Below are 22775 nucleotides of genomic sequence, written 5' to 3'. Positions count from 1 at the left end.
AGATAATTATTCCAATTATAAAGATTGCAAGATGGGATGAAGCACGGGGAAGTCTCTGGATGCGTCCATGTAAGCGTCCAAAGCAGTTGAACCTAGCGGGCTTTCGTTTAAACTGGGGCTGAAATGTCAATGATGATGAAAAACAACCGAGCGATGAAGCGTTTCGGGCCAATTTGCTAGAGGAATCGGCGGTGGAAGAATGCCATTTTCCAAATGGTTCAGCCAGAAGATGAAACAGCCCCAGGTCACAACGTCCGATCAAAACAAGAACGATTCCAACGACGAAAGAATAAATGGAAATGTGGAAGATACCATTTCGTACATCCGACATATTTTCGGAGAGAACTCTGATTTTTCGATGCGTCGTTTTCATGTGTTTGGACGATTTTCGGCAGTTATGTTCTATTACTCCAACATGATTGATCAGGGTAACCTGAATACCGACATTTTAAAACCGCTGATGCTGGTCAATCCTCGCATGAAGAAGGGAAATGTTGATCCCAAACGGATGAAGGATGTGCTGATAAACGAAACTCTCTATCATAGCGAAGCGGTGCTGGAAAGTCAGCTCTCCATGCTTGTTGAGGGTATTCTGCGCGGTCAGACGGTGGTCGTTGTCGAGGGATTGGATGACGCGTTTCTGATCGGGACGCGGCCCTCGCGAAGGCTTTATTGAACTGTTGGGGACAAACATTGCTTTGATCCGTTACCGTTTGCAGACACCGGATCTACATGTGCGCACGCTCGAAATCGGGCAAAGGACAAAATCAAAGGTCGCCATCTGTCATATGCAAGGGATCGCCAATCCGGAACTCGTGGAAGAGGTCAGGCAGCGGCTGTCCCTAATCGATATTGATGCGATACTGGATTCCGGGTACCTGGAGCAGTTCATTGAGGACAACCATCTGTCTCCGTTTCCCCAGGTTCAGTATACGGAGCGTCCGGATAAAGTAGCTGCCAATTTGCTGGAGGGCAGAGTGGCCATCCTCGTCGATGGTTCGCCTCTGGCGCTTGTTGTACCCACGACTTTCAACCAGTTCTATCAAACGGTGGAAGATTACACGGAGCGATTTCTCCTGATGAGTGCCATTCGTTTGGCACGGCTCGTAGCGCTGATGTTCTCACTCGTTTTTCCGTCTCTTTACGTCGGGATCATCTCGTATAATCCAGAGCTCATTCCTACCGAGTTTGCGGTGGCTGTAGCAGGTGGACGGGCGGGAGTTCCTTTTCCAGCGGTGATCGAGGTGCTCGTCATCGAGATTTCCATGGAAGTCTTGCGGGAAGCGACGATCCGGTTGCCGCAGCAAGTGGGGGGAGCCTTGTCGATTGTAGGCGTGCTCGTCATCGGTCAAGCAGCCGTTGCCGCAGGCTTTGCAAGCCCGATTACCGTGGTAATCATCGCACTGACCACTATCGGATCATTTGCCACGCCTGCTTACAATGCAGCACTGGCACTTCGCTTTCTCCGCTTTCCTTTGATCGTGATGGCGGGTGTCTTCGGACTTTACGGGATTGTAGTCGGTTTGATTTTGATTGTGAATCACCTGCTGTCGCTAAAATCGTTTGGAGTACCGTATTTGAGTCCGCTCGTACCAGGCAGTTTTCAGGGGATGAAAGATTTGTTCACACGCGGGCCATTGTGGTCATTGAAAAGCAGACCTGCTTTTTTACAGCCAAAGGATTTGCGGAGGCTGGATGAATCCGTCGTAGAAAAACTGAAAACCCCTGGCGATCACATGGATTCCTCCTCGCGAGCTCAAAAGGGAAGGGAGGATATTACCGGTGAAGGTTCCTCAACAAATAACAGTGATTCAAGTGGTGACAATACTGGTTAGCACCATCATTGGCGTAGGGGTACTGGCCCTGCCGCTCTTTGCCGTGCGGACGGCAGATTCGGGGGCGCCGTTTGTCACTTTCCTCGGTACTTGTCTCGCTTTCTTCGGAGTGATCATCATTACGATTTTAGGGAAGCGATATCCCAGCAAGACGATAATCATCTACAGCGAAGATATTATCGGCAAGTGGCTTGCACGGATTGGCAGTTTGCTTGTGATCGGCTTTTTTGCGGTTTTGACCTCGCTTACGGCGCGAGAGTTTGGGGAGGTCGTCGTCACGGCCGTACTAAAATCAACGCCTGTGGAAATCACCGTGATTGTCATGCTGCTCCTCGCTGCCATTTCTACGAGAAGCGATATTTTTACCTTTACCTACATCCATCAGTTTTACTTTCCGTTCCTCTTAGTGCCTGTTTTGGAAGAAAAAAGCAATGAAAAAGGTCTGGTGATCACTTCCGCTCTGCTCGAACAAATTGAGCGTCAGGATGAGCAGGGAGCTGTGAAGTTTTATGAGGGGCTCATCAAGCAAACGCAAGCAAAAAGCGCCGATATCTTTGGGTTCGGTGAATACGTGCGGGCGATGGAGCCGCAGTATTGGAACCAGAAAGTAAAAACGAAAGAGCGCTGGCAAGAGATGTATAAAGACATTACCGTGGACCTTCAGGTGAATATCGAAATTCGACGCGTGGGCATGAAAGCGAGATAGGGAAGAAGTCTTTTGCCGTTTGGAGGATCAGCCGAATGATTACGGGGGGCAGCATCAGTTTTTCTGTTTATGTGATCCCAATGTTATTGCTTTCAGGCTTGCTCATTTTAAAAGTGGATGTAAAAAGGTATGCCCTGCCTGGCATGCAAAAAGAAAAGAAGGCATCCCAATTTCTTGGGTGGTTCAATCTCATTTTGGGTATTTTGCTTTTGCTTGTGAATTCGCTGCTCCAAATTTGGTGAAGGTCATCCCAGAAAGACCGATGAGTGGAACGCTTGGCTTTCGGAGATGCTAATCCTGGATCGAAGTGTTTGCCAAAAGGGGGAGCGGCATGCAGTGGTATGAGCGCCTGAATGAGTATTTTCCCGAGCATGAAATGAAGGATCCCGGCCAATTTCGTGCTTTGATCGAGGATAAAGATGCGTACCATAAAGAAGAGACAGAAGACTACCTCTTGCTGTACGCGGAGTTTGAGAACTTTCTCTTTATCGACTACTTGCTGATTCATCCGAATACGAGAGGCAAGGGGATGGGCACAAAGGTCTTAAACAAGCTGAAGGAGAAAGGAAAAACGATTCTCCTGGAAGTGGAGCCGGTCGATGAACAGGATGAGGATACTGTGCGCAGAGCTCGATTTTACGATAAAAACGGATTTGTGGAGGCTGATCGGATCAAATACGAGCGGGAGGATCAAAACGGGGAGCCGTATGAGATGATCGTGTACTACTGGAGTCCGGATGGGGTGCCGCAAAAGGAGATCCTGGAGAATATGGCCAAGGCTTGCCGAGAGATTCATAATTTCCGTTCGCACCGTTTTTATGGCAGGGAAGTGGCGAATCCGGATGAAGTTTTGACTTGGAAGCATTGAGGATAACCGAGCATACAAAGCATAGCTTTCACCATTATTCTGGTGGAAGCTTTTTTCATGTGAGCCATGCCAGTTTTTATAAAAGGAGTGGCTCTGCCACGAGCGGCGGCTCCATTAAATTACGCTAGGAGGTATTGGACATGGGAAGAGTAGCGAATAAAGTAGCCATCATCACGGGTGGAGCATCGGGTATTGGGGAATGCATGGTCGATCTATTCAGTCAGGAAGGCGCCATCGTCATTGCAGCAGATATCAATGAAACCGCACTGGAAGCCGTCAGCAAAAAGGAAAATGTATCTGGGATGAAGCTAAATGTCTCGTCGGATGAAGACTGGGCTTCCCTGGCAAAAGAAGTGAACGAGCGTTTTGGCAAGATTGATATTCTGGTCAACAATGCAGGGATTTCATCGGAGAAGCCGTATCAGGACATCAATCTGGATGATTGGCAGAAAATGCTTGCGATCAACGGTTTTGGTCCATTTGCCGGCATGAAGCATGTTGCACCTTATATGGCAGCCCAAAAGCAAGGCTCCATCATCAATATTTCCTCTTATACGGCGCAGATCGGACAAGGCTTTAACCATTACTCTGCATCCAAGGGCGCTGTGCGTGCGATATCGAAAGCAGCAGCTACTGCGTTTGGAAGTGACGGGATACGCGTAAATGCCCTTTTCCCCGGAATTATTGAAACACCCATGACACAAGCGCTGAGTACATCCAAGGAGCTTCTCGGACGCTTGATTCAGGCGACTCCGCTGCAGCGTTTGGGTCAGCCTGCGGACATTGCCAAAGCGGCATTGTTCCTCGCATCTGATGACTCAGCGTACATCACTGGTGCTGAATTGGTGATTGACGGTGGATTCTCCGCTCAATAGCATGTATGATAGAAAAGCCCCTAATGTTGGATTAGGGGCTTTTCCTAACGTATAGGGAGCTGTCCGGGAGTCGGCAGCGATAGAGGTTTTCTAGTAGAAAGCGGGGATCGACTCTGATGAAGGAACAGACGATTTTTGAGATCATCCATAACATGGACAAAGTTACAAACAACTTGATCATCCAGTGGAATAAAATGTTCAATGAAGATCTTGGTGTCTCTCATATACTTGTTCTCGGACATCTAAAGCAAAGCGGAAGAAGCCGCCCGTCCGATATTGCGAGGGCGCTAGGATTGACTCCTCCTACGCTCACTCATTTATCGGAAAAACTTGTACGAAAAAAATTAGCCATCCGGATTATCGATGAGTCCGACCGTCGCATTATTTATTTGGGAATTACCGATAAAGGCGTGGAAATGGTGAATCGGGCCAATCAGGAGGGGCAGGCTCTACGCAGAAATCTGTTTGAAAAGCTGACGGATGAAGAACGACAGCAGCTGTTAAAAATATACGAAAAGCTGAATGCGTCACAGTAAGAAGACAAGGGCAGTCTGGACAAATTCTTCGTTCGGGCTGCTATTCTTATTTCCAATCAAGGCGTTTGAACCTATAATGTTACTTGGGAATATCCTAAAGCCTATGGTATAATTTTGACGCCAAAACAAGACTAAGGGAGTATGAAGCATGGAAAAAAAACTCATTTTCGGTCATAAAAATCCTGACACGGATTCCATCTGCTCTGCATTGGTATACGCAGACTTGAAAACAAAGCTGGGGGCAAACGTAGAGCCGGTTCGCCTCGGTGTGGTAAGCAGCGAAACGCAGTTCGTACTGGACTATTTTAAAGTAGCGGCTCCTCGCCAAGTGGAAACCGTAGCGAATGAAGTAAACGAAGTCATCCTGGTCGACCACAACGAGCGCCAACAAAGCGCAAACGATATTGAGCAGGTGCAAGTGGTAGAAGTCATTGACCACCACCGTATTGCGAACTTTGAGACGAGCAATCCACTCTACTTCCGTGCAGAACCAGTTGGCTGCACGACCACCATCCTGAAAAAAATGTACAAAGAAAACGGCGTAGAGATTCCGCAAGCGATCGCGGGTCTGATGCTGTCGGCTATCATCTCCGACACGCTGCTCCTGAAATCTCCGACCTGCACGGAGCAAGACGTGGCAGCAGCGCACGAGCTGGCTGAAATCGCCGGTGTGAACCTGGAGCAGTACGGTCTTGAAATGCTGAAGGCTGGTGCTGACCTGAGCGACAAAACCATCGCACAGCTGTTGTCTCTGGATGCAAAAGAATTCCAGATGGGCAGCGCAAAAGTAGAAATCGCGCAGGTGAACGCAGTAGACGTCAACGATGTATTGGGACGTCAAGCTGAGCTGGAAGCAGCTATTTCTGCGATCGTGGCAGAAAAAGGTCTGGACCTGTTCCTGTTCGCGGTAACCGACATTTTAAACAACGATTCTGTAGGTGTTGCGATCGGTAAAGCAGCACATGCTGTAGAGAAGGCGTACAATGTGACCCTGGTGGACAACAAAGCCGTTCTCAAAGGCGTCGTTTCCCGCAAAAAACAAATCGTACCTGTACTGACTGACACCTTCGCAAGCCTGTAAGGGTGAATGGTCCTTTGATGAAAAAACTGCCGAGCAATTGTAGCCGGCAGTTTTTTTGCGTGTAAAAGGTCTCTCCGGAAAAACCATCTTTTGGTAAAATGGAGGGCAAGAGAAGACTTGTTCCGATAGGGAATGGGGAAGCAGCAAAGCTCGAAAACCAGGAGGGGTATGCGTGAAAGCATGGATGGAAGAATACGGTCGCGGACACAAGATGCTTAGAGAGGCAATCGAGGGGATAAGCGAGGAAGAGCTCCGGTTTAAGCCCGCGCCAGATCATTGGAGCATTCATCAGATCATCATCCATGTGACGGATTCGGAAATCTTGTCCACGCATCGGATGAGAAAGGTATTGGCAGAAAACGAACCTCTCTTGTATTCCTTTGATCAAGATCAATGGGTAGACGAGCTCAGGTATGACGTGCTGGATCGCGAACAGCATCTTCAGCTATTCGAATCGCTTCGTCTCTCGATGCAGCCGATTTTGGATCATCTGACTGAGGAGCAAGCCGAGCGGGGAGGCGTGTATCCAGATGGACTGCGATTTACGTTTAAACAGCTGCTGGAATACCGAGTCCAGCATATTCGCGGTCACCTCGCTCAAATTGAGCGTGTAAGAGACGCCTATCGGGCAACGCAATCATAAAAAAACCGTCCATCAGGGATGAAAAAGACCTTGATGGACGGTTTTCTTTTCTATCAGAACACGAACGCATCGTGTATCTTCCTTGGGGCGCACCTTATCCTCAGAATAAATCAACGGAGAGAAAAAGTCTATTTCTATTTGCGGATATCCTCTATAGTTTTGGTACTGCTACCGCGGAGCAGAGCAACTTCAAACATTCATTGGACCAATAGGGGAGAGCTGAAATGGAAAAACGAAAACTGGGTCAATTAGAGGTATCTGCCATGGGTCTAGGATGCATGGGGATGTCCGAGTTCTATGGTGCAGCAGATGATAAACAATCCATCGAAACGATCCATCGAGCATTGGATGAAGGGATTGACCTGCTAGACACGGCGGATATGTACGGAGTGGGAGGGGCAAACGAGATCCTTCTTGGCAAAGCGCTAAAGAATCGCCGTTCCCAAGCCATTGTGGCAACCAAGTTTGGCGTGATGCGCGATGCTGAGGGGAAAATTCTCGGAATCAACGGACATCCGGCGTATGTTAAGAAGGCTGTTGAAGAAAGCCTGCGAAGACTTGGCATGGATGATATCGACTTGTACTATCAGCATATGCCGGATCCCACGGTACCGATCGAAGAAACGGTAGGTGCCATGAGCGAGCTCGTACAGAACGGAAAAGTTCGTTTTTTGGGGCTTTCCAATGTAGGGATGGAAACCTTGCAAAAGGCTGTGAAAGTCCATCCCATTGCAGCTCTTCAAGTCGAGTACTCCTTGTGGGGACGTGAGATCGAGCAATCTTTTCCCACTTTGCGGGAGCTTGGGGTAGGGATCGTTGCCTACAGTCCACTGGGAAAAGGCTTTTTAACAGGGACTATTAAGCGGTACGAGGATTTTTCCGCGCAAGACATCAGAAGACACTTCACGCGTTTTCAAGGAGCGAACTTCCAGAAAAATAGGGATATTGTTGCCCAGCTGGAAGAAATCGCCCGCGTGCAGCAAGTGACAGCTTCCCAAGTTGCGTTGGCCTGGGTGCTGCATCAAGGGAAAGATATCGTGCCTATTCCAGGGACCAGAAAGAGCAAAAATCTCATTGAGAATATAGCAGCTTTGAACGTGAATCTGTCAGCAGGCGATCTGATCCGCATAAACGAGATTGCCAGTCAGATCGCAGGAGACTTTGAAGTATCCGAAACAGCTTTGAATAATCAATAGGAAAGGGAGGCGGCACGCAGCTGTGCCGCTTTTTTCTTTCTCGATCTCCATATTTGATTTATAAAATTTGCCAAAGCCGCCGATATGAGTAAAAGGAAGGAATACTACAGTGGTTGGGGGCAGGGCATTCTGCCTCAATTGCATTTGGAGGAAGGAAATTGAAAGCTGCAGCACGATTGTCGGCATATGTTTGTTTGTTATCATTATTTCTTTTGATCACGGGGTTTTCATCACCGCAAGAAGCGCCACGCAAAGCGGTTTGGCTGTGGCACACGTCTCTGGTTGCTTCGGAGCCGGACGAGATTCTCGCATTCAGTAAGAAGCAAGGAGTAAACCTTCTGTATCTGCAAATCGACATCACGAAAAAGCCCTCGTACTATCAAGCATTTATCCGAGATGCTCGCCGGGACGGCATCGAGGTGCATGCGCTCAGCGGCAGCCCAGCTTGGGGGTTGCGAGCCAATCAGCAGAAGGTGTTAGCCTTTGTAAGCTGGGTGCATCAATACAACCAAAGCGTTTTGGAAGAAGAAAAAATCAGCGGCGTGCATGTGGATATCGAGCCGTATCTGCTGCCAGAGTGGAAGAGTGATCAGGCTGACGTCATGAGCCAATGGCGGGAGAATGTGAAGGCCTATTTGGACCTAGCCCATGAGGACCCTCAGCTTGAGACTGGCTGTGACATTCCTTTTTGGCTGGACAAATACGAGCTGCCGGACCCTCCAGACATGACACTCAGCCAGTGGATGATTGCCCAGCACGACCATGTGGCGATCATGTCCTACCGGGATAGGGTAGATGGACCTAACAGTATTGCCTCTCTCGTCGTGCAAGAGCTGGGGTACGCAGATGCCCTTGGGAAGAAGATCATGCTTGGCGTAGAAACCAAAGAGAGCAGCGAAGGCAATTTTGTTTCCTTTTATGAGGAAGGTGCAGCGTATCTGAACCAAGAGATCACGAAGCTTCCGATCCTGATGGCTGAGCATGCATCCTATGGCGGGATTGCTGTGCATTCTTACGAGTACTGGAAAACGTTGGGCGAATAGTGCCCTGCGCGAGGAAATAGAGAGAAGAGCGGAGGAAGAACTCCGCTCTATTTTTTTTCGATCGCTTCGTATAGAAAGGATTCCCCGTTCCGGTAAAAGCGTGGTCATAGATGCCCAGCGCTTCTTCGTTATCGACGACAACGACAAAGGGCATCTGATACATCACTTCACCTGTAGCTGTGAATTGACTGAGCACGTCGATATCCGGGATTTGACTGCCCACCAGTGCCATGAAGAAGAGACTTTTCTTCATGCTCTTGGTCGCGCTATCCTTCTTCTTTTGCACCGTACAGCGCCAACCCAAACAAGGTATGCGTGATAGAATCCATGGGCGCTCCTCTCCGTTTTGTTTATCTTAAAAAAGGCACGTCTGTTGAAAAAACGTGAGGATTCTGAGAATGAGAAGCGGTTATTCTTGCTCTTTTTCCAAAAACGTTACCTTCTTGATCAACTGATCCTTTACCTCATAAATCGCTACAGCCTGAAACGGTTCCCGGTTGTCCCGGCCGCTGACTTCCTCCAGATCGATGACAAATGAACCAAATGCAATCCGATTTTGGATAGCCGCACGATTGTTGGGATTGGCTGCAAACATTTTGGCATAGCGCTCCCGCAGCTCATCTTCTCCCCGCACGAGCACGTTTCCACTCGGGTGCTCCGTGATTTCGATGTCGGATGTGTAGGTCGATACGAAGCCTGCTACATCCTGTTTGTTATAGTAATCCAACTGCAACTGGACGACTTGCTCGGGTGTTTTCTTTTCTGACATGTGACTGCCTCCTTGAGTTCTGCTCGTTCGCAAGCATGATGGTGTATTCTCATTCCTTTCTATGGTAGCAGAAGAGGGGAAAAGCGAGCAATCAAGATGAAAAACTGACCTTCTTGGTTTGCAGAAAACTGCCCCTTTTAGCAGGTCAAATTCTAAGTAAGATGAGAGTATTGGCCATAAGGGAGGATTTACCGTGAAACAAACGCCCGTGCAATCCGCTTTCCAAGAGATTTTATCGTTACCTCAAATTGTAGCGCTTTATGTGGGAGCGGTCGTTGGCTCGGGAATTCTACTCATCCCGGGACTGACCGCCGAGCTGGCTGGTCCTGCTTCGATACTCGCATGGTTGGTCATGTCTATTCTCGTCCTTCCGATGGTGATCACGATGGGGCTGTTATCGGTTAGGCACCCTCACTCAGGAGGAGTCTCTCATTTCGTCCGTCTGGCCTACGGAGATCGCTTTGGCAACGCGGTAGGCTGGTTTTTTCTTTTGTCTGTGCCGATAGGCGGTCCGATCCTGGGAGTGACGGGAGCCAAGTATTTTGCGATATTGATGCATTGGGGAGATAGTGAGACTTACATGATGGCAGCCCTGATCTTCTTCATCGTTCTCCTGATGAACGTATTCGGCTTGCAGCTGGCTGGCAAAGTACAGACGATCGTCGTTTCGCTGATTATCGCCATCCTGCTGCTCGCCATATTCACAGCCATTCCTCACTATGACGCGGCTAACTTTACCCCATTCATGCCAAACGGCTGGTACAGTGTCATGCAAACCGCGGTCCTCTTGTTTTGGTGCTTTATCGGGTGGGAAGCGGTCACCCATCTCTCGCAGGAGTTTGTCAATCCACAAAAAAACGCGATTCGCGGTGTTCTGTGGAGTGCGGGAGTCGTTGCCCTGCTTTACTTTGCCGTCGCGTTTTTGACCGTTGCGACACATAGCTACGGAAGCCAGAAGTCAGCGGCTTCCCTGAGCGTTATGGTACAGCTCTCACTAGGACCGATCGGCGGATGGATCGTCGCTGTAACGGCATTGTTCATCTGTATTGCCTCGGCGAATGCCTATGGAAGCGCCGCCTCGCGCATCGCCTATTCACTTGCGCAGGAAGGAATTGCCCCGAAGTGGTTCGGCATCTTGCATCCGAAATACAAGACTCCCATTGGAGGACTTACATTCATTTCAATGGCGTTTATCGTGGTGTTGATTCTCTTGGCGAGCGGGGTGATTTCGTTTGCCCAACTGATTCAATTGCCGAATGCCACATTTTTTGCGACCTACATTGGAGGGTGCTTTGCGGGAGTGCGGTTGCTGCGTGATTCTCGCTTGGGCAAACTCTGCGCCTGGATTTCCCTGATCGTCTCGTTTGGTCTGTACCCTTTTCTCGGTTGGGCTATATACCGTACAAAAACTGGGGCTCCTGGCGGGCGTTAGTACCCGGACGCTCCGATACTACGACGAGATTGGCATTCGGGCCAAGTACGGGGAGCAGCAAATCAACAAGTCCTACCAGAAGCTCAAAGGGATGACAGAGGAAGAGCATGCCCGGCTGGAGGATTGGCAAACGAGATCTTGCAGACACTGGTGAAAGCAATGGAAACGAAGGATCCGGCAGGAGAGCTTGCGCAGAAGACTGTAGAGCCTCACCGGCAGTCTTGTTTCATTTACGAGGGTAATATAACGAAAAAACAGGAATTGGAAAGAAGGTAGCCAAATAAATGAAAAGAGGGTTGATCGACGAAGGAGGGATAGGATGGAGAGGCTCAAAGGGAACGTTGCCGTCATTACAGGAGTGAGTCATAAAAAGGGCATAGGGGCAGCGATTGCTCGCGCCTTTGCAAAGGAGGGCGCGGATGTCTTTTTCGCTCATTGGCAGGCGGAGAAAGAGTGGCCAGACAGCTTTCAAGCAGAAATCGAGGGTTACGGGGTACGCTGCGGGGGGATGTCCATCGATTTGGCCGACCCAGAAGCGCCCAGGCAGCTGCTCGACAAGGCTGCGCTTGCAATCGGAGCCCCCACTATCCTGGTTAACAACGCCGCCTATTCAACGAGAGAAGGCTTCGAGCTATTGGATGCAGCGACAATGGACGCGCACTATGCCGTAAATGTCAGGGCAACCTGTTTGCTGAGTGTAGAATTCGCCCGGCGCATCAAGCAAGACCACCGGGAAACGGGAAGAATCATCAATCTCACGTCTGGACAAGGTCAGGGCCCGATGCTCGGGGAATTGGCGTATGTGGCAAGCAAGGGAGCCATTTCTGCCTTTACCCTGACTCTGTCTGCGGAGGTGGCGCCGCTCGGTATTACTGTAAATGCGATCAACCCGGGTCCGACCGATACCGGCTGGATGTCCCCTGCTTTGGAGGAAGAGCTCGTGCCCAGGTTTTTACTCGGGCGTATGGGACAGCCAGAGGACGCGGCACGCTTGGCGGTTTTTCTGGCCAGCGAAGAAGCGCAGTGGATAACAGGGCAGGTTATCAACTCGGAAGGTGCCTTTTTACGTCGTTGAACCCGTAGTATCTCGAAGTCGTTCTCCTAGCGGGGTGACGCGTCCGTCCATGCTGGTGGTATTTTTCTCACGGTGGTATTCGGTAAGGCCATCCTCCCCTTTGGCTACCGCCCATTTTTGCAGCGTGTCACGTTCCCCTTCATAGGAGTAATACGGGATTGAAAAGCCGCACGAGGTCTTGACGCTCTGCACGTTCACCACAATGATTTGCCGGGCTCCTGGGAGCAGTTCAAAGTGAGGGGCAAGCTGATTCCATTCGGGAGTATCCGGCAAAACGACTTGTCCCCTTCCGTACAGACGCAGGATCATGGGTGGGCCTTCAAAGGCCACGAACATAATGGTAATGCGCCCGTTCTCAGCGAGGTGGGCGCTTGTTTCATTGCCGCTGCCGGTCAGGTCGAGGTAGGCGACTTCTGTCGAGGAGAGAATTCGCAGCGTGTCATAGCCTTTTGGTGACAGATTTACATGGCCGAGGTCATCAGATGGAGCGGAGCCGACGAAAAACAGATGCTGCTTTTTGATGAAAGCTTCATGCTCAGGTAAGATCTCGGAAAATTGTTTTCCCAAGTCATACACCTCCCTATCAAATGGGTACAAGGAAATCTGCGAAAGAAGGACTGCTTATGACAAGCGACCGCACAAAGGAAATGGATATGCCAGAGCGGGTCCTGCGATGGATCGTTGCATCCGTGGAAGCAGCTTCTGAGGTCCTCCACGTTCAACAGCTTCAGGGAGGAATTTCCTCCCTCATTCATCGTATCACGCTGCGACGATCGGGGGTAGAGCAGAACTATGTTATCCGGCAGTTCAACAACGAGGATTGGCTTCGGGAAGAGCCGGACTTGGCATGGCATGAAGCGGCAAGTCTTCGCCATGCGGAGCGATTGGCGATACCGACGCCAAAGCTGATCGCCTACGACGAAACAGGAGAGCATGGCAATGTTCCTGCAGTGCTCATGTCTCACCTGAACGGCTCCGTTGTTCTAGAGCCCCGTGACAAGCAGGGATGGATCAATGGACTGGCGAGTACGCTCGTCACCATACACAACAGCGATACAGACGACTTCCCCTGGAAGTACGCTACATACCAAAGCCTCGAAACACTGGAGGCTCCGGGTTGGGGAAAGGATCGAGCCATGTGGCAGCAGGTAATCGACTTTGTAAAGCAGCCGCGCCCGGTATTTCCTCCGAGATTTATTCACAGGGACTATCACCCGACCAATGTTCTTTGGGCAAATGGAGAGGTAAGTGGGGTAGTCGATTGGGTGAATGCTTGCGCAGGACCAGTGGGCGTTGATGTAGGTCACTGTCGAGTCAACCTTGCCCAGCTCTATGACGTAGAAACGGCTGATGCGTTTTTGTCGGCGTACCAGCAGGAAGCAGGAGAATCTTTTAGGTATGACCCGTACTGGGACCTCGTTTCCTTGACTGATATTTTGTTTGGACCGCCTCAGGTGTATGCCGGCTGGACAGCACTGGGCTTTACAGGCTTGACCGATGCCTTGATCGCTGATCGTCTCGAAGAATATGCCAAAAGCTTGGTGGAGCGAGTCGCTAGGTGAGGTGATTGGTTTTCGCCTGTTCCCTTCTTATGGTAAAGTGGAAATATTCCTATCCAATAAGGAGGCAAGAGCGGAAATGCAGCCAAAAGAGCCACTCCAATTGGGGCAGCGCATCCATCTGATTGACGGTTTCGACATGGGATGGCCAGAGAGAACAGGCACCTATGTCATTGAGGAAGAACAATTGACTTTGATTGAAACGGGGCCAAGCCCTTCCGTTCCTTATATTCGGGAAGGGTTGGCAAAGCTAGGGTATTCGACAGAGCAAGTCAAATACGTGATCGTGACCCACATACACTTGGACCATGCGGGTGGTGCCGGCTTGTTTTTGCAGGAATGTCCGAATGCGACCATCGTGGTTCATCCAAAGGGAGCGCGTCACTTGGTTGAGCCCAGTAGACTGATAGCAGGTGCACATGCCGTGTACGGTGACCAGTTTGACGAGCTGTTCGACCCGATCGTTCCGGTTCCAGAAGACCGACTGATGATTAAAGCAGACAAAGAGACGCTTCAGATTGGGCCGAATTGCACGTTGGAGTTCATGGATTCTCCAGGGCATGCCAATCACCACTTCAGTATTTACGATCCGGTCAGCAACGGCATGTTTACCGGGGATACCGCTGGCGTGCACTATCCTCAGCTGCGTCAGGAAGGGATCCATTTCGTGTTGCCATCCACGTCACCCAATCAGTTCAATCCAGACAAAATGCTGGCTTCTATCGAACGATATCGGGAACGAAAGCTGGACAGGCTCTACTTCGGACACTTTGGCATGACTGACCAAGTAGAAGACGCATTTCGTCAAGTCAGTGAGTGGCTGCCTGTTTTTGTTCGAGAAGGGGAAGATGTGCTGGCACAAGGCTTGACGCAGGACGATCTCGCGCAAAGGCTCCTGCATCGCGTCACTGATTTCTTGCGCCAATTGGGAGTGGCAGACGAGCATGAGATTTACAAGATCATTCAGGTCGATCTGTCTGTCTGCGCCATGGGCATTGTAGATTACCTGCAAAAGAATAACGGATAAAGCAAGAGCGGCTTTGCCAGCTATCTCTGGTGGAGCCGCTCTTGTGTTGGGAAGATTTCTAGTTTTTTTTCCTAAGGAATGCTATCATGGTGGGGAAGTATGAGAGCATGGGACAATTGGATAGGAGTACTCGCAAACAGGTGCCTCGCGTTGACAAACGGACGAGGTGAAAAGGGAAGTCGGTGCAAATCCGGCGCGGTCCCGCCACTGTAAAAGGGTGTAACCCGAAAGAAGGGTTTCTCCCCGAAAGCCAGGAGACCTGCCTGTATGCTTACCTGCTGGGTTCCTTCGCGGAAAGGATCGGCCGGATTGATTGTCTATGGCAGATAAAGTTCAATGCGATTTCGCCATTTGGGACCTGAAAAGCCGACCCTTCACTTCTAACGCAGGAGTAAAGGGTCTTTTTGCGCTCGCTTATGGCAGATTCGCCTAGGTCAACGAGAGAAGAAAGGAAGATTTTGAAATGAAACGATTGTGGAAAATGTCCATTCCGTTCCTGGTTGCCGTAAGCCTGGTCGGATGTGGAAATAATCAGCCTGCACAGCCAGCTCAGCCTGCAGCACAAGAGCAAGCAGCTGCACAGAAACCGGCAGAGGCGACAGCCAAGGAAACGGTATATCCTTTGACAGTCACGGATGCCACGGGAAAAGAAGTGACCTTCCCAAAAGCACCGGAGCGGATTGTTTCGACCTCACCTGCGGAAACAGAAATATTGTTTGCACTAGGGCTGGATGATCGGATCGTCGGAGTATCTGATTACGATGATTATCCTGATGCTGCGAAGTCGAAGCCGAAAGTCGGCGGGGTCGTAAAGCCAAACGAGGAGGCCATTTTGTCCCAAAGTCCTGACTTTGTCATTGGCGGAATCTCCATGGAAAAGCCTGTGGCAGAAAAATTGAAATCGTTGGGTATGCCAGTCTATGTGACACAGCCAAAAAAGCTGGATGATATCATGGGCAACATTCTGGTGATGGGGAAAATTACGAATAAGCAGGAGCAGGCAGAGAAACTGGTCGCGCAAATGAAGGACGACATCGCCCGCGTACAGGATGCCGTGAAAAACGTAAAGCAGGGAGACCGGAAAAAAGTCTATCTGGAGTTCTCTCCTGGCTGGACCGTTGGGAAAGGCGAGTTCATGGACGAACTGATCTCACTTGCCGGTGCGACGAATATTGCTTCGGATACAGTAGGCTGGAATCCGATCAGCGAGGAAAAAATCGTCAAGGATGATCCGGATGTGATCCTGTATGCAAATGGCATCACGGATGAAAAGACAGGGAAGCAGCTTGAGGATATTATCAAGAACCGCAGCGGCTGGGAAAAAATCAAAGCGATTCGTGAGTCGCAAATTTACGGAATGGATCAAAACACGCTGTCTCGCCCAGGCCCGCGGATTACCCAGGGCTTGAAGGAAGTCGCAAAAGCCATTTATCCAGATTTGGTGAAATAGGATGAAAGGGAGACTGGTTATCTGGAGCGGGGCTGGCCTTTTGCTGTTGCTTGCATCCGTGATCATTAGCATTTCGCTTGGAGCAGCGAATTTGCCGCTCTCTCAAGTCTGGCTGATCATGCTTCATCAGGTGCCGGGCCTCTCCGAAATCGTATCAGTGAGCTGGCCTGAGTCAGCCGAGCAGATCGTCATGAAGGTTCGCTTTCCACGGGTGGTACTGGCTATTTTGGTGGGTGCTTGTCTGGCGCTGGCTGGGGCTGGGTTTCAAGGAGTACTCCGAAATTCCTTGGCTGATCCGTATACCATGGGAGTGGCTTCCGGATCGGCCGTAGGGGCAGCCTTCCTGATCCTGTTTGGCCTGCATATTTCCTTTCTTGGCGAGTGGAGTACGCCTGTTATAGCGTTTTTTACAGGCTTTCTCAGCTTGTGGATCGTGATGCGCTTGGCGAATACACAGGGGAAGCTGCAGACGGAGACGCTGCTATTGTCTGGTGTTGTCGTTCAGGCTTTTCTCGGCTCACTCGTGTCCTTTATGGTCTCGCTCTCGGACCAGACCGTCAATGAAATTGTATTCTGGTTGATGGGAAGCCTGTCTTTTCGCGGCTGGCAGTTTACGTATGTGTTGTTTCCCTATCTGCTCGTCGGCTTGATCATTTTGACAACGTATTCGCGTGCACTAAATCTGTTTGCGCTAGGGGAAAGGCAGGCAGCTCACCTCGGGGTGCATGTGGATCGGACGAAGCTCGTCGTGCTGATTGTCGCAACGCTTTTAACGGCTGCAGCTGTTTCCATTTCCGGAATTATCGGTTTCGTCGGGCTAGTCGTTCCCCACCTCGTACGCATGATGGTCGGACCAGATTATCGAATCCTTTTACCGATGTCCACGATTTTTGGCGGAATTTACGTCCTTTGGGCAGATACGCTGGCCCGGATGCTGCTTGTGCCGACAGAGATTCCATTGGGTGTCGTTACGGCATTCCTGGGTGCACCGTTTTTTGCCTACCTTTTGAAAAAGAATAAGCGGGTTGGAGGGAGATAAGTCCAGTGATTGAGGTAGCTTCCGTACATAAATCGTACAACGGCAAGCAGGTCGTGAAGGGCGCCCGCTTTTCCATAGCTCGTGGCGAGTTTTTTGGCATTATCGGCCCAAATGGAAGCGGAAAATCTACCCTGCTGAAAATGATCTCAGGGGTTGTGCCTGCAGATGGCGGTGAAATTTCCCTGAATGGCAAACGAATGGGCTCCTATTCCCGCAAAGAGCTTGCGCGCCTTTTGGCTGTCCTCGAGCAGGAAGCCCTCCCTCCCGTGGGTTTTCGCGTGCGAGAGGTGCTGGAGATGGGCAGATTTCCTTATCAGAACTGGTTGGGAGAAGAACCAGAGGACCCGACTCCCTTGATTGAAGAAGTCATTGAAAAGCTTGGACTCGGCGAGCTTACCGAGCGGACGCTGGACCAGCTAAGCGGTGGAGAAAAGCAGCGTGTCGCTTTAGGGAAAGCTTTGGTACAAAAGCCAAGGGTGCTGCTGCTGGATGAACCGACGACGTTTTTGGATATTGGGTACCAGATACAGCTGATGGATATTGCCCGCAGCTGGCAGAAGAATACGCAAGTAACAGTCGTAGCTGTCCTGCATGATCTAAATTTGGCTTCGCTCTACTGTGATCGGATTCTGATGCTGCACAAAGGAAATCAAATCAGTGTAGGGAACCCCCAGGATATTTTGCAAAGCGCGCTGATTGAACAAGTGTACGGAACGAAACCAATCGTAATGGAGCATCCCGTGCATCATCGTCCACAGATCATTCTGCAAGCAGGATCTTGATAGATAAGGGGGAACCACATGGTCGTGCTGATTACGGGTGGCGCCAAGAGTGGCAAAAGCTCATTCGCCGAAAAATATGCGGCGCGTCTGGGTGCAAAGGGGATCTATATCGCTACTTCTCCCGTTTTTGATGAAGAACTCGAGGAGAGGATCAAAAAGCATCAGCTGCGCAGAGCACAGGCAGCTATTCCATGGGATACCATCGAAGAGCCGCAAGAGTTAAATGCCATTCTACGAGAGCTGGCTGCAGCCGCAAAGCTGTGGGAGGAGGAGACGGTAGTTGTGGTGGACTGTCTGATCCTCTGGCTTTCGAATTGGCTGCTGCGTTTTGAGCAGGACAGGGCAGTGGAACGAATCGATGAGCAAATGGCGTTACTTGTGGATACGCTGCGAGCCTTCCCCGGAACCCTGCTGCTGGTGACCAACGAGGTCGGATACGGCATCGTTCCCGAATATCCGCTGGGGCGCCTGTTTCGCGATCTGGCAGGTGTCATGAACCAGCGAATTGCCGCGGTATGCGATAGGGTCTTTCTCGTTACGGCTGGTATTCCGGTTGAATTGAAAAGCAGGGAGTTCATTTTCTAAGGCGCGGACCTGAAGCAGGTTCGCGTTTTCGTCCTTTTTGTGGTATAATAAAAGAAAAGCAATGGAAGGGATCAGGATACCATGCGTCCCTATAGGACGATCTGGAAACGTTTTGACCTCTCCTACATCTAGCTTCGTAGTAGTCGTTCGTCACTTTTAGACGACCAACCTACTACGGAAGCGAGGTCTTTTGTATGAGTAGCGACTTATACCTGCGAATTACCTCCATAGTCGGTTGGCCGTCTGTGCCAAAACCGACAAAATTGCGAGGAATTCATGATGAGGAGAGCGCTGCAAGTAATCCGACGGTATAGTTTGATTTTGTTTGGCGCGTGTTTATTAGCTTTTACCTATTATCACATTAATTTTCAAAACCACCTGTCTGAGGGTGGATTCGTTGGTCTGGGTCTGGTGGCGAAATACGCTTTTGACCTGTCTCCAGCGACCGTGATGCTCTTGCTCGACATCCCACTTTTTTTGGTGGCTTGGCTGGTAAGAGGACGTCAATTCATTGGGGATACGATCTTGGCATCCCTGTCGTTTACCGTTTTCTATGATTTGTTTGAACGGTATTCGCCGCTTGTTGTTGACTTGAGCAGCATGATGCCTGTGGCCTCTATTCTTTCCGGTATTTTGACTGGATTGGGTACGGGATTGGTACTGCGATTTGGTGCAGCTACCGGAGGGGACGATATTTTGTCCTTGCTGCTGAGCAAATACACGGGCCTTTCGATTGGTACCATTTTTCTCTTGCTGGACGTCATGGTTTTGACATTGTCTTTCTGGTATGTGCCTGTAAAAGAAATGGTCTTTACGATCTTGGCCGTTGTCATTTCCAGTCGTGTCATTACGTGGACAGTGACTTCCCATGCAGTGGTTGCCGAAGAAGGCGAAGAGGGTCATGGAAGTGTATCCGTGACACACAGATAATAGTGAGATTCTTGTTGAAAGACGTGCGAATAGAAAAGAAAATGGGAAAGACCTTGCCTAAAGGATTGGGCAAGGTCTTTTTTACGTAATATTTGGTACCGTAATATTTCGCGCGCGAGTAGATAATATCGAATAGGAATGCCATCATCTTATGTAGGACGAAAGAAAGGAAATGCGTATGAGCGAAAATTTCTTTGGAAACTACAAGGAATTTGTGGTCATCCCCATGGAAGAAAATGAGGAAGGAATTGAGGAGGTCTTTGTCCCACAGGATTATTCGATTCATTACATTCTCACCTTCTCATTGTACGATTCCTGCATCTCAAGCTGGAGAGAGGCGAGTAAATACCATCTGGACGCCGAGAAAAGCTTGAGAAAAGTGGTGGAGGAGCTCAACGCAAAAAAGAAAGGGATCGTTCGCCTGGAATTGCTGGAAATAGATGATAAGACAACTTATTTTGTAGTAGCATTATCTTGGAAAGACCAGAAAGAAGAGGAAGAAGCTGTTCGACGCAACATCCAATATTTTTTGGAAAAAGATCTTTCGACGGACCTGCTGATTGGGGAGAAGTGGTACCAGCTAATCGGCGCCAAAGGTAAGTTTGAGCGACGCCTTTTTGCCTACAACATGGAAAAATACGAAGCACATCGATCGTCCTAAAGGAAAAACTGGGCATAATATCCTGTATTTTAGACAAAACGTGAGTAATGTGATGCAGGGAGACTTTGAAGCGAAGGCGAATCAAGGCATAAGTAGGAGATAACCATAGCAGAATAATTGTGTCCTCGCGTGAAAATCGGTTCCAATGTAACATAAATCCCATCACATATACATCCGATACCAGAATAGAGACGAAAAAGGGAGACAGGGGAACATATGCCTACATACTACTACTTCAGTTGCCAGAAATGCCGAACTCGCGGGGGAGTTTTCGGTGAACAGGCATGGGGTTGGGGGAACTTTGACATGATCGAATCCTTCAAATACCTTGCCCATCATATTCATACATGCGGAGAAGATTCCATCCGTGTCATCTCCGAAGAGGAAGATCATTATATTGATCAATTACATACGGAATACAATCACTTTTTAGAAGAAACAAAACATATTTTTCCCCATTCAAAGGACTGGGCCTTCCTTGTCAATTGGAAGGATTTATCCGTGGATGATTTAAAGGAGAAGTGGGTCGAAGAAAATCGGATTGGCTACGAGGATGAACGGACGAAAGTCACGGGCGTTCTCGAGCAATACGAGCTGATTCAAGCGGATGATGGACATCCCCGTTACCATGGCTACGTCATGCCAAAGGAAGGGGAGCGGGTAGCCGTAATCGGAAGTGCCAGACAATTGCCTCTTGTAGGTAGATCCTATATCATCATAGGGGTGGGGCGGGAACACGCAGAATTGGGAAACGTACTGGAAATACATAAAATCATTCCTGACTCCTAATACTGAAAGGGGCATTTTTTCATGAGCATCGATCGAGTCGGACAAGCTTTGGAAAAAGTGAGAGCGGTGAATCCGCTCATTCATAATATCACGAACGTTGTCGTCACCAATTTTACGGCCAATGGACTATTGGCACTCGGAGCCTCTCCCGTGATGGCGTATGCCAAGCAAGAGGTTGCGGACATGGCGAAAATAGCAGGTGCACTCGTGCTGAATATGGGGACTTTGGATGACAAGGTTGTGGAAGCCATGCACATCGCAGGGAAATCTGCGAACGAACACGGTGTTCCGGTTCTCTTTGACCCGGTGGGGGCAGGAGCAACCGCTTATCGTACGGAAACAGCGCAGGAATTGGTCAAGAGCGTAGCCGTTTCCATTGTGCGAGGGAACGCGGCCGAGATCGCGAATGTAGTTGGGGAGTCTTGGGAAATCAAAGGCGTCGACGCGGGAGAAGGTAAAGGAGATCCTGTGTCACTGGCGAAACAGGCGGCGAAAAGGCTGGGCACAATTGTCGCAATCACTGGCAAGGAAGACGTAATCACAGATGGGGAACGCACCTATGTGATTCGTAACGGCCATCCGATTCTGACCAAAGTAACCGGAACGGGCTGCCTGTTGACATCGGTTATGGGGGCGTTTGCAGCAGTAGGCGAGGACAGACTGTTTGCAGGAGCTGCTGCACTGGTGTGCTATGGGGTAGCGGCAGAAAAAGCAGCCGCGAAAGCTGCTGGAGAAGGTCCGGGCAGCTTCCAAATTCAATTTCTGAACGAATTGGCAGCGATGACTGTAGATGATGTGCATAGACAAGGACAGCTGGAATTCCTCGAATAAGCTCCTCCTTGAAAGAGGTTCATCGTCATAGCAACTGGTTCCTGCAAATAAAAAATCCCCCCAAAGTGGGGAGAAAATGATCCGGACTATGACTAGGCTAAGTATGTTAGGGCGTAGCTGTAATTGCGTAACGCATATGATAGCAGCTTCTTCTGATGTTCGGAAAGAGCGAGGAATATGAATTCGACTTGATCATTTTCGTAAGGACGTAAATAGAACTGGGAGATTCCATGGCAAATGATTTCTCTCTTTAACGCCACTGCCACCTTGGCGTCCGTGCAGATGTGCAATTCCACGGTGCTACCCTCCTTGGACATTAACTAGAGTACCAAATAATTACTGGGAAATGCATACAATTTGTGGCAGGATCATGTCCAAGTTGTTACCGATTTTTGTATGAAGATCGACTACAAAGAGTATTCTGTCAATGGTCGCTTTAGCGGTTATCTGGGATGCATTTACTGCGTGTAAAATAAGCTGAGATCATGGCAGCTACTCTGCCCTTTTCGGTGGAGAGATCATGCTTTTTGCTTGCCAAGCATCTGAGCAGCTCCTTGTCGCAGCTGCAAGAAAAATAACCGCGCTTTTCGTAGCAGCGATCGTGCCTTTTGCAGCATCTGTCGATCTCGTCGATCGGTGCACCAGGTCCAGAACAACCGGGGCCGCACCAATTTCCATACAAACAAGGCAATTGATTTCGACGGCGCTTTTTATTGAACAATGAGCATCACCACGCTTGTAAGAGTTACTGTTAGATTATTGGAACAGGGGCAGGAATGCTTTAGGCAGGATGCCCTTCTTTTGGAGAAAGATCTCCATTTTGCTCCGAGGAAAGGGAGCCGAATTTTGACATTTTTTTATCAGCCAAAACTTCTAAAACAACTCTTGAAATCATAGAAAAGATATGATAGATTATTTCTTGCCGAGCAAGTTGGCAAAATAATAGGGATGGATGTCCGAGCGGCCGAAGGAGCACGATTGGAAATCGTGTAGGCGGGGTCGACCCGTCTCGTGGGTTCAAATCCCACTCCATCCGCCATATTTTGGCCCGTTGGTGAAGCGG

The 22775-nt window shown here is 49.6% G+C and carries 24 protein-coding genes, 1 tRNA gene, 1 pseudogene and 1 riboswitch; of the genes and pseudogenes, 23 read left to right on the top strand and 3 right to left on the bottom strand.

Translation table 11 applies throughout. From position 1 onward, the window contains the following. The first annotated feature begins 199 nt into the window (after positions 1–199). From EDM55_RS05985 to EDM55_RS05940, 10 genes and pseudogenes are all read left to right on the top strand, one after another. Positions 200–1835, top strand: a pseudogene (locus EDM55_RS05985) (spore germination protein). Then, complete coding sequence (locus EDM55_RS31270) at positions 1783–2541, top strand: GerAB/ArcD/ProY family transporter (RefSeq protein ID WP_122959847.1); 759 nt, start codon at positions 1783–1785, stop codon at positions 2539–2541. Before EDM55_RS05985 ends, EDM55_RS31270 begins: the two are co-directional and overlap by 53 nt. Before the next feature lie 35 nt (positions 2542–2576). Continuing rightward, positions 2577–2783 (top strand): CLC_0170 family protein, encoded by a 207-nt coding sequence (locus tag EDM55_RS05975; RefSeq protein ID WP_092267648.1) that lies wholly within the window; start codon positions 2577–2579, stop codon positions 2781–2783. A gap of 89 nt (positions 2784–2872) precedes the next feature. After that, positions 2873–3409 (top strand): GNAT family N-acetyltransferase, encoded by a 537-nt coding sequence (locus EDM55_RS05970; RefSeq protein WP_092267649.1) that lies wholly within the window; start codon positions 2873–2875, stop codon positions 3407–3409. A 140-nt stretch (positions 3410–3549) separates the two neighbouring features. Continuing rightward, complete coding sequence (locus tag EDM55_RS05965) at positions 3550–4284, top strand: SDR family NAD(P)-dependent oxidoreductase (protein ID WP_122959846.1); 735 nt, start codon at positions 3550–3552, stop codon at positions 4282–4284. Positions 4285–4400: 116 nt separating this feature from the next. Then, positions 4401–4820 (top strand): MarR family winged helix-turn-helix transcriptional regulator, encoded by a 420-nt coding sequence (locus tag EDM55_RS05960; RefSeq protein WP_092267651.1) that lies wholly within the window; start codon positions 4401–4403, stop codon positions 4818–4820. Positions 4821–4968: 148 nt separating this feature from the next. Continuing rightward, on the top strand, positions 4969–5901 hold the full coding sequence (locus tag EDM55_RS05955) for a manganese-dependent inorganic pyrophosphatase (protein WP_122959845.1): 933 nt from the start codon (positions 4969–4971) through the stop codon (positions 5899–5901). A gap of 184 nt (positions 5902–6085) precedes the next feature. After that, positions 6086–6544 (top strand): DinB family protein, encoded by a 459-nt coding sequence (locus EDM55_RS05950; RefSeq protein ID WP_373863345.1) that lies wholly within the window; start codon positions 6086–6088, stop codon positions 6542–6544. 224 nt (positions 6545–6768) lie between these two features. Beyond that, a complete protein-coding gene (locus tag EDM55_RS05945; protein WP_092267654.1) occupies positions 6769–7740 on the top strand; it encodes an aldo/keto reductase in 972 nt (323 codons plus the stop codon). A gap of 158 nt (positions 7741–7898) precedes the next feature. Then, the gene (locus EDM55_RS05940) at positions 7899–8783 is read left to right on the top strand and encodes a hypothetical protein (protein ID WP_092267655.1); all 885 of its coding nucleotides are present in this window, start codon (positions 7899–7901) and stop codon (positions 8781–8783) included. 409 nt (positions 8784–9192) lie between these two features. Here EDM55_RS05940 and EDM55_RS05935 read toward each other — a convergent pair whose 3' ends face one another. Beyond that, on the bottom strand, positions 9193–9552 hold the full coding sequence (locus EDM55_RS05935) for a nuclear transport factor 2 family protein (protein WP_092267656.1): 360 nt from the start codon (positions 9550–9552) through the stop codon (positions 9193–9195). Between the two features lie 193 nt (positions 9553–9745). On the opposite strand from EDM55_RS05935, the gene EDM55_RS05930 reads away from it, so the two are divergent. Together EDM55_RS05930 and EDM55_RS05920 are read left to right on the top strand one after the other, a co-directional pair. Beyond that, positions 9746–10984: an APC family permease gene (locus EDM55_RS05930; RefSeq protein WP_092267657.1), complete on the top strand. Its 1239-nt coding sequence runs from the start codon at positions 9746–9748 to the stop codon at positions 10982–10984. 319 nt (positions 10985–11303) lie between these two features. Then, positions 11304–12059 carry an SDR family oxidoreductase gene (locus EDM55_RS05920; RefSeq protein ID WP_092267658.1) on the top strand — a complete coding sequence of 252 codons (756 nt, stop codon included), beginning with the start codon at positions 11304–11306 and terminating at the stop codon, positions 12057–12059. Here EDM55_RS05920 and EDM55_RS05915 read toward each other — a convergent pair. Next, a complete protein-coding gene (locus EDM55_RS05915; protein WP_092267659.1) occupies positions 12048–12626 on the bottom strand; it encodes a pyridoxamine 5'-phosphate oxidase family protein in 579 nt (192 codons plus the stop codon). The genes EDM55_RS05920 and EDM55_RS05915 overlap by 12 nt on opposite strands. A gap of 56 nt (positions 12627–12682) precedes the next feature. Between EDM55_RS05915 and EDM55_RS05910 the strand changes: the two genes are divergently transcribed. From EDM55_RS05910 to thiM, 10 genes are all read left to right on the top strand, one after another. After that, the gene (locus tag EDM55_RS05910) at positions 12683–13621 is read left to right on the top strand and encodes a phosphotransferase family protein (protein ID WP_092267660.1); all 939 of its coding nucleotides are present in this window, start codon (positions 12683–12685) and stop codon (positions 13619–13621) included. A gap of 76 nt (positions 13622–13697) precedes the next feature. Then, positions 13698–14645, top strand: a complete 948-nt coding sequence (locus EDM55_RS05905; protein ID WP_092267661.1) for an MBL fold metallo-hydrolase — start codon at positions 13698–13700, stop codon at positions 14643–14645. 121 nt (positions 14646–14766) lie between these two features. Next, positions 14767–14926, top strand: a riboswitch (cobalamin riboswitch). 182 nt (positions 14927–15108) lie between these two features. Beyond that, positions 15109–16095, top strand: coding sequence for an ABC transporter substrate-binding protein (locus EDM55_RS05900; protein WP_092267662.1), 987 nt, complete (start codon positions 15109–15111; stop codon positions 16093–16095). Between the two features lies 1 nt (position 16096). After that, positions 16097–17134, top strand: a complete 1038-nt coding sequence (locus EDM55_RS05895) for a FecCD family ABC transporter permease (RefSeq protein WP_122959843.1) — start codon at positions 16097–16099, stop codon at positions 17132–17134. Positions 17135–17139: 5 nt separating this feature from the next. After that, on the top strand, positions 17140–17916 hold the full coding sequence (locus EDM55_RS05890; RefSeq protein ID WP_092267664.1) for an ABC transporter ATP-binding protein: 777 nt from the start codon (positions 17140–17142) through the stop codon (positions 17914–17916). A gap of 18 nt (positions 17917–17934) precedes the next feature. After that, positions 17935–18501 (top strand): bifunctional adenosylcobinamide kinase/adenosylcobinamide-phosphate guanylyltransferase, encoded by a 567-nt coding sequence (gene cobU, locus EDM55_RS05885; RefSeq protein ID WP_122959842.1) that lies wholly within the window; start codon positions 17935–17937, stop codon positions 18499–18501. A 276-nt stretch (positions 18502–18777) separates the two neighbouring features. After that, entirely contained in the window at positions 18778–19431 is a 654-nt protein-coding gene (locus tag EDM55_RS05880) for a YitT family protein (protein WP_092267666.1), read from the top strand. 178 nt (positions 19432–19609) lie between these two features. Next, positions 19610–20092, top strand: a complete 483-nt coding sequence (locus EDM55_RS05875; protein ID WP_122959841.1) for a hypothetical protein — start codon at positions 19610–19612, stop codon at positions 20090–20092. A gap of 306 nt (positions 20093–20398) precedes the next feature. Beyond that, positions 20399–20881, top strand: coding sequence for a hypothetical protein (locus EDM55_RS05870; RefSeq protein ID WP_246071060.1), 483 nt, complete (start codon positions 20399–20401; stop codon positions 20879–20881). Positions 20882–20902: 21 nt separating this feature from the next. Further along, positions 20903–21712 (top strand): hydroxyethylthiazole kinase, encoded by an 810-nt coding sequence (thiM, locus tag EDM55_RS05865; protein ID WP_122959840.1) that lies wholly within the window; start codon positions 20903–20905, stop codon positions 21710–21712. Between the two features lie 436 nt (positions 21713–22148). Here the strand turns inward: thiM and EDM55_RS05855 are convergent, their stop codons facing one another. After that, positions 22149–22394 (bottom strand): phospholipase A2 family protein, encoded by a 246-nt coding sequence (locus tag EDM55_RS05855; RefSeq protein WP_092267912.1) that lies wholly within the window; start codon positions 22392–22394, stop codon positions 22149–22151. 264 nt (positions 22395–22658) lie between these two features. Here EDM55_RS05855 and EDM55_RS05850 point away from each other — a divergent pair. Then, positions 22659–22751, top strand: a tRNA-Ser gene (locus tag EDM55_RS05850). The last annotated feature ends 24 nt before the right edge of the window (positions 22752–22775 follow it).

It is taken from the genome of Brevibacillus centrosporus, assembly GCF_003710815.1.
In the GTDB taxonomy this organism is placed as follows: Bacteria; Bacillota; Bacilli; order Brevibacillales; family Brevibacillaceae; genus Brevibacillus; species Brevibacillus centrosporus.
This window is presented reverse-complemented; position numbering and strand designations above follow the sequence as displayed.

Bases quoted from the DNA above. Each gene is read 5' to 3' on its own strand.
- EDM55_RS05970 (WP_092267649.1), top strand. From the start codon at position 2,873: ATGCAGTGGTATGAGCGCCTGAATGAGTATTTTCCCGAGCATGAAATG.
- EDM55_RS05935 (WP_092267656.1), bottom strand. From the start codon at position 9,552: ATGTCAGAAAAGAAAACACCCGAGCAAGTCGTCCAGTTGCAGTTGGAT.
- EDM55_RS05895 (WP_122959843.1), top strand. From the start codon at position 16,097: ATGAAAGGGAGACTGGTTATCTGGAGCGGGGCTGGCCTTTTGCTGTTG.
- EDM55_RS05960 (WP_092267651.1), top strand. From the start codon at position 4,401: ATGAAGGAACAGACGATTTTTGAGATCATCCATAACATGGACAAAGTT.
- cobU (WP_122959842.1), top strand. From the start codon at position 17,935: ATGGTCGTGCTGATTACGGGTGGCGCCAAGAGTGGCAAAAGCTCATTC.
- EDM55_RS05875 (WP_122959841.1), top strand. From the start codon at position 19,610: ATGAGCGAAAATTTCTTTGGAAACTACAAGGAATTTGTGGTCATCCCC.
- EDM55_RS05920 (WP_092267658.1), top strand. From the start codon at position 11,304: ATGGAGAGGCTCAAAGGGAACGTTGCCGTCATTACAGGAGTGAGTCAT.
- EDM55_RS05945 (WP_092267654.1), top strand. From the start codon at position 6,769: ATGGAAAAACGAAAACTGGGTCAATTAGAGGTATCTGCCATGGGTCTA.
- EDM55_RS05955 (WP_122959845.1), top strand. From the start codon at position 4,969: ATGGAAAAAAAACTCATTTTCGGTCATAAAAATCCTGACACGGATTCC.
- EDM55_RS05965 (WP_122959846.1), top strand. From the start codon at position 3,550: ATGGGAAGAGTAGCGAATAAAGTAGCCATCATCACGGGTGGAGCATCG.
- EDM55_RS05950 (WP_373863345.1), top strand. From the start codon at position 6,086: ATGGAAGAATACGGTCGCGGACACAAGATGCTTAGAGAGGCAATCGAG.
- EDM55_RS05975 (WP_092267648.1), top strand. From the start codon at position 2,577: ATGATTACGGGGGGCAGCATCAGTTTTTCTGTTTATGTGATCCCAATG.
- EDM55_RS05905 (WP_092267661.1), top strand. From the start codon at position 13,698: ATGCAGCCAAAAGAGCCACTCCAATTGGGGCAGCGCATCCATCTGATT.
- EDM55_RS05910 (WP_092267660.1), top strand. From the start codon at position 12,683: ATGACAAGCGACCGCACAAAGGAAATGGATATGCCAGAGCGGGTCCTG.
- thiM (WP_122959840.1), top strand. From the start codon at position 20,903: ATGAGCATCGATCGAGTCGGACAAGCTTTGGAAAAAGTGAGAGCGGTG.
- EDM55_RS05870 (WP_246071060.1), top strand. From the start codon at position 20,399: ATGATCGAATCCTTCAAATACCTTGCCCATCATATTCATACATGCGGA.
- EDM55_RS05880 (WP_092267666.1), top strand. From the start codon at position 18,778: ATGATGAGGAGAGCGCTGCAAGTAATCCGACGGTATAGTTTGATTTTG.
- EDM55_RS05900 (WP_092267662.1), top strand. From the start codon at position 15,109: ATGAAACGATTGTGGAAAATGTCCATTCCGTTCCTGGTTGCCGTAAGC.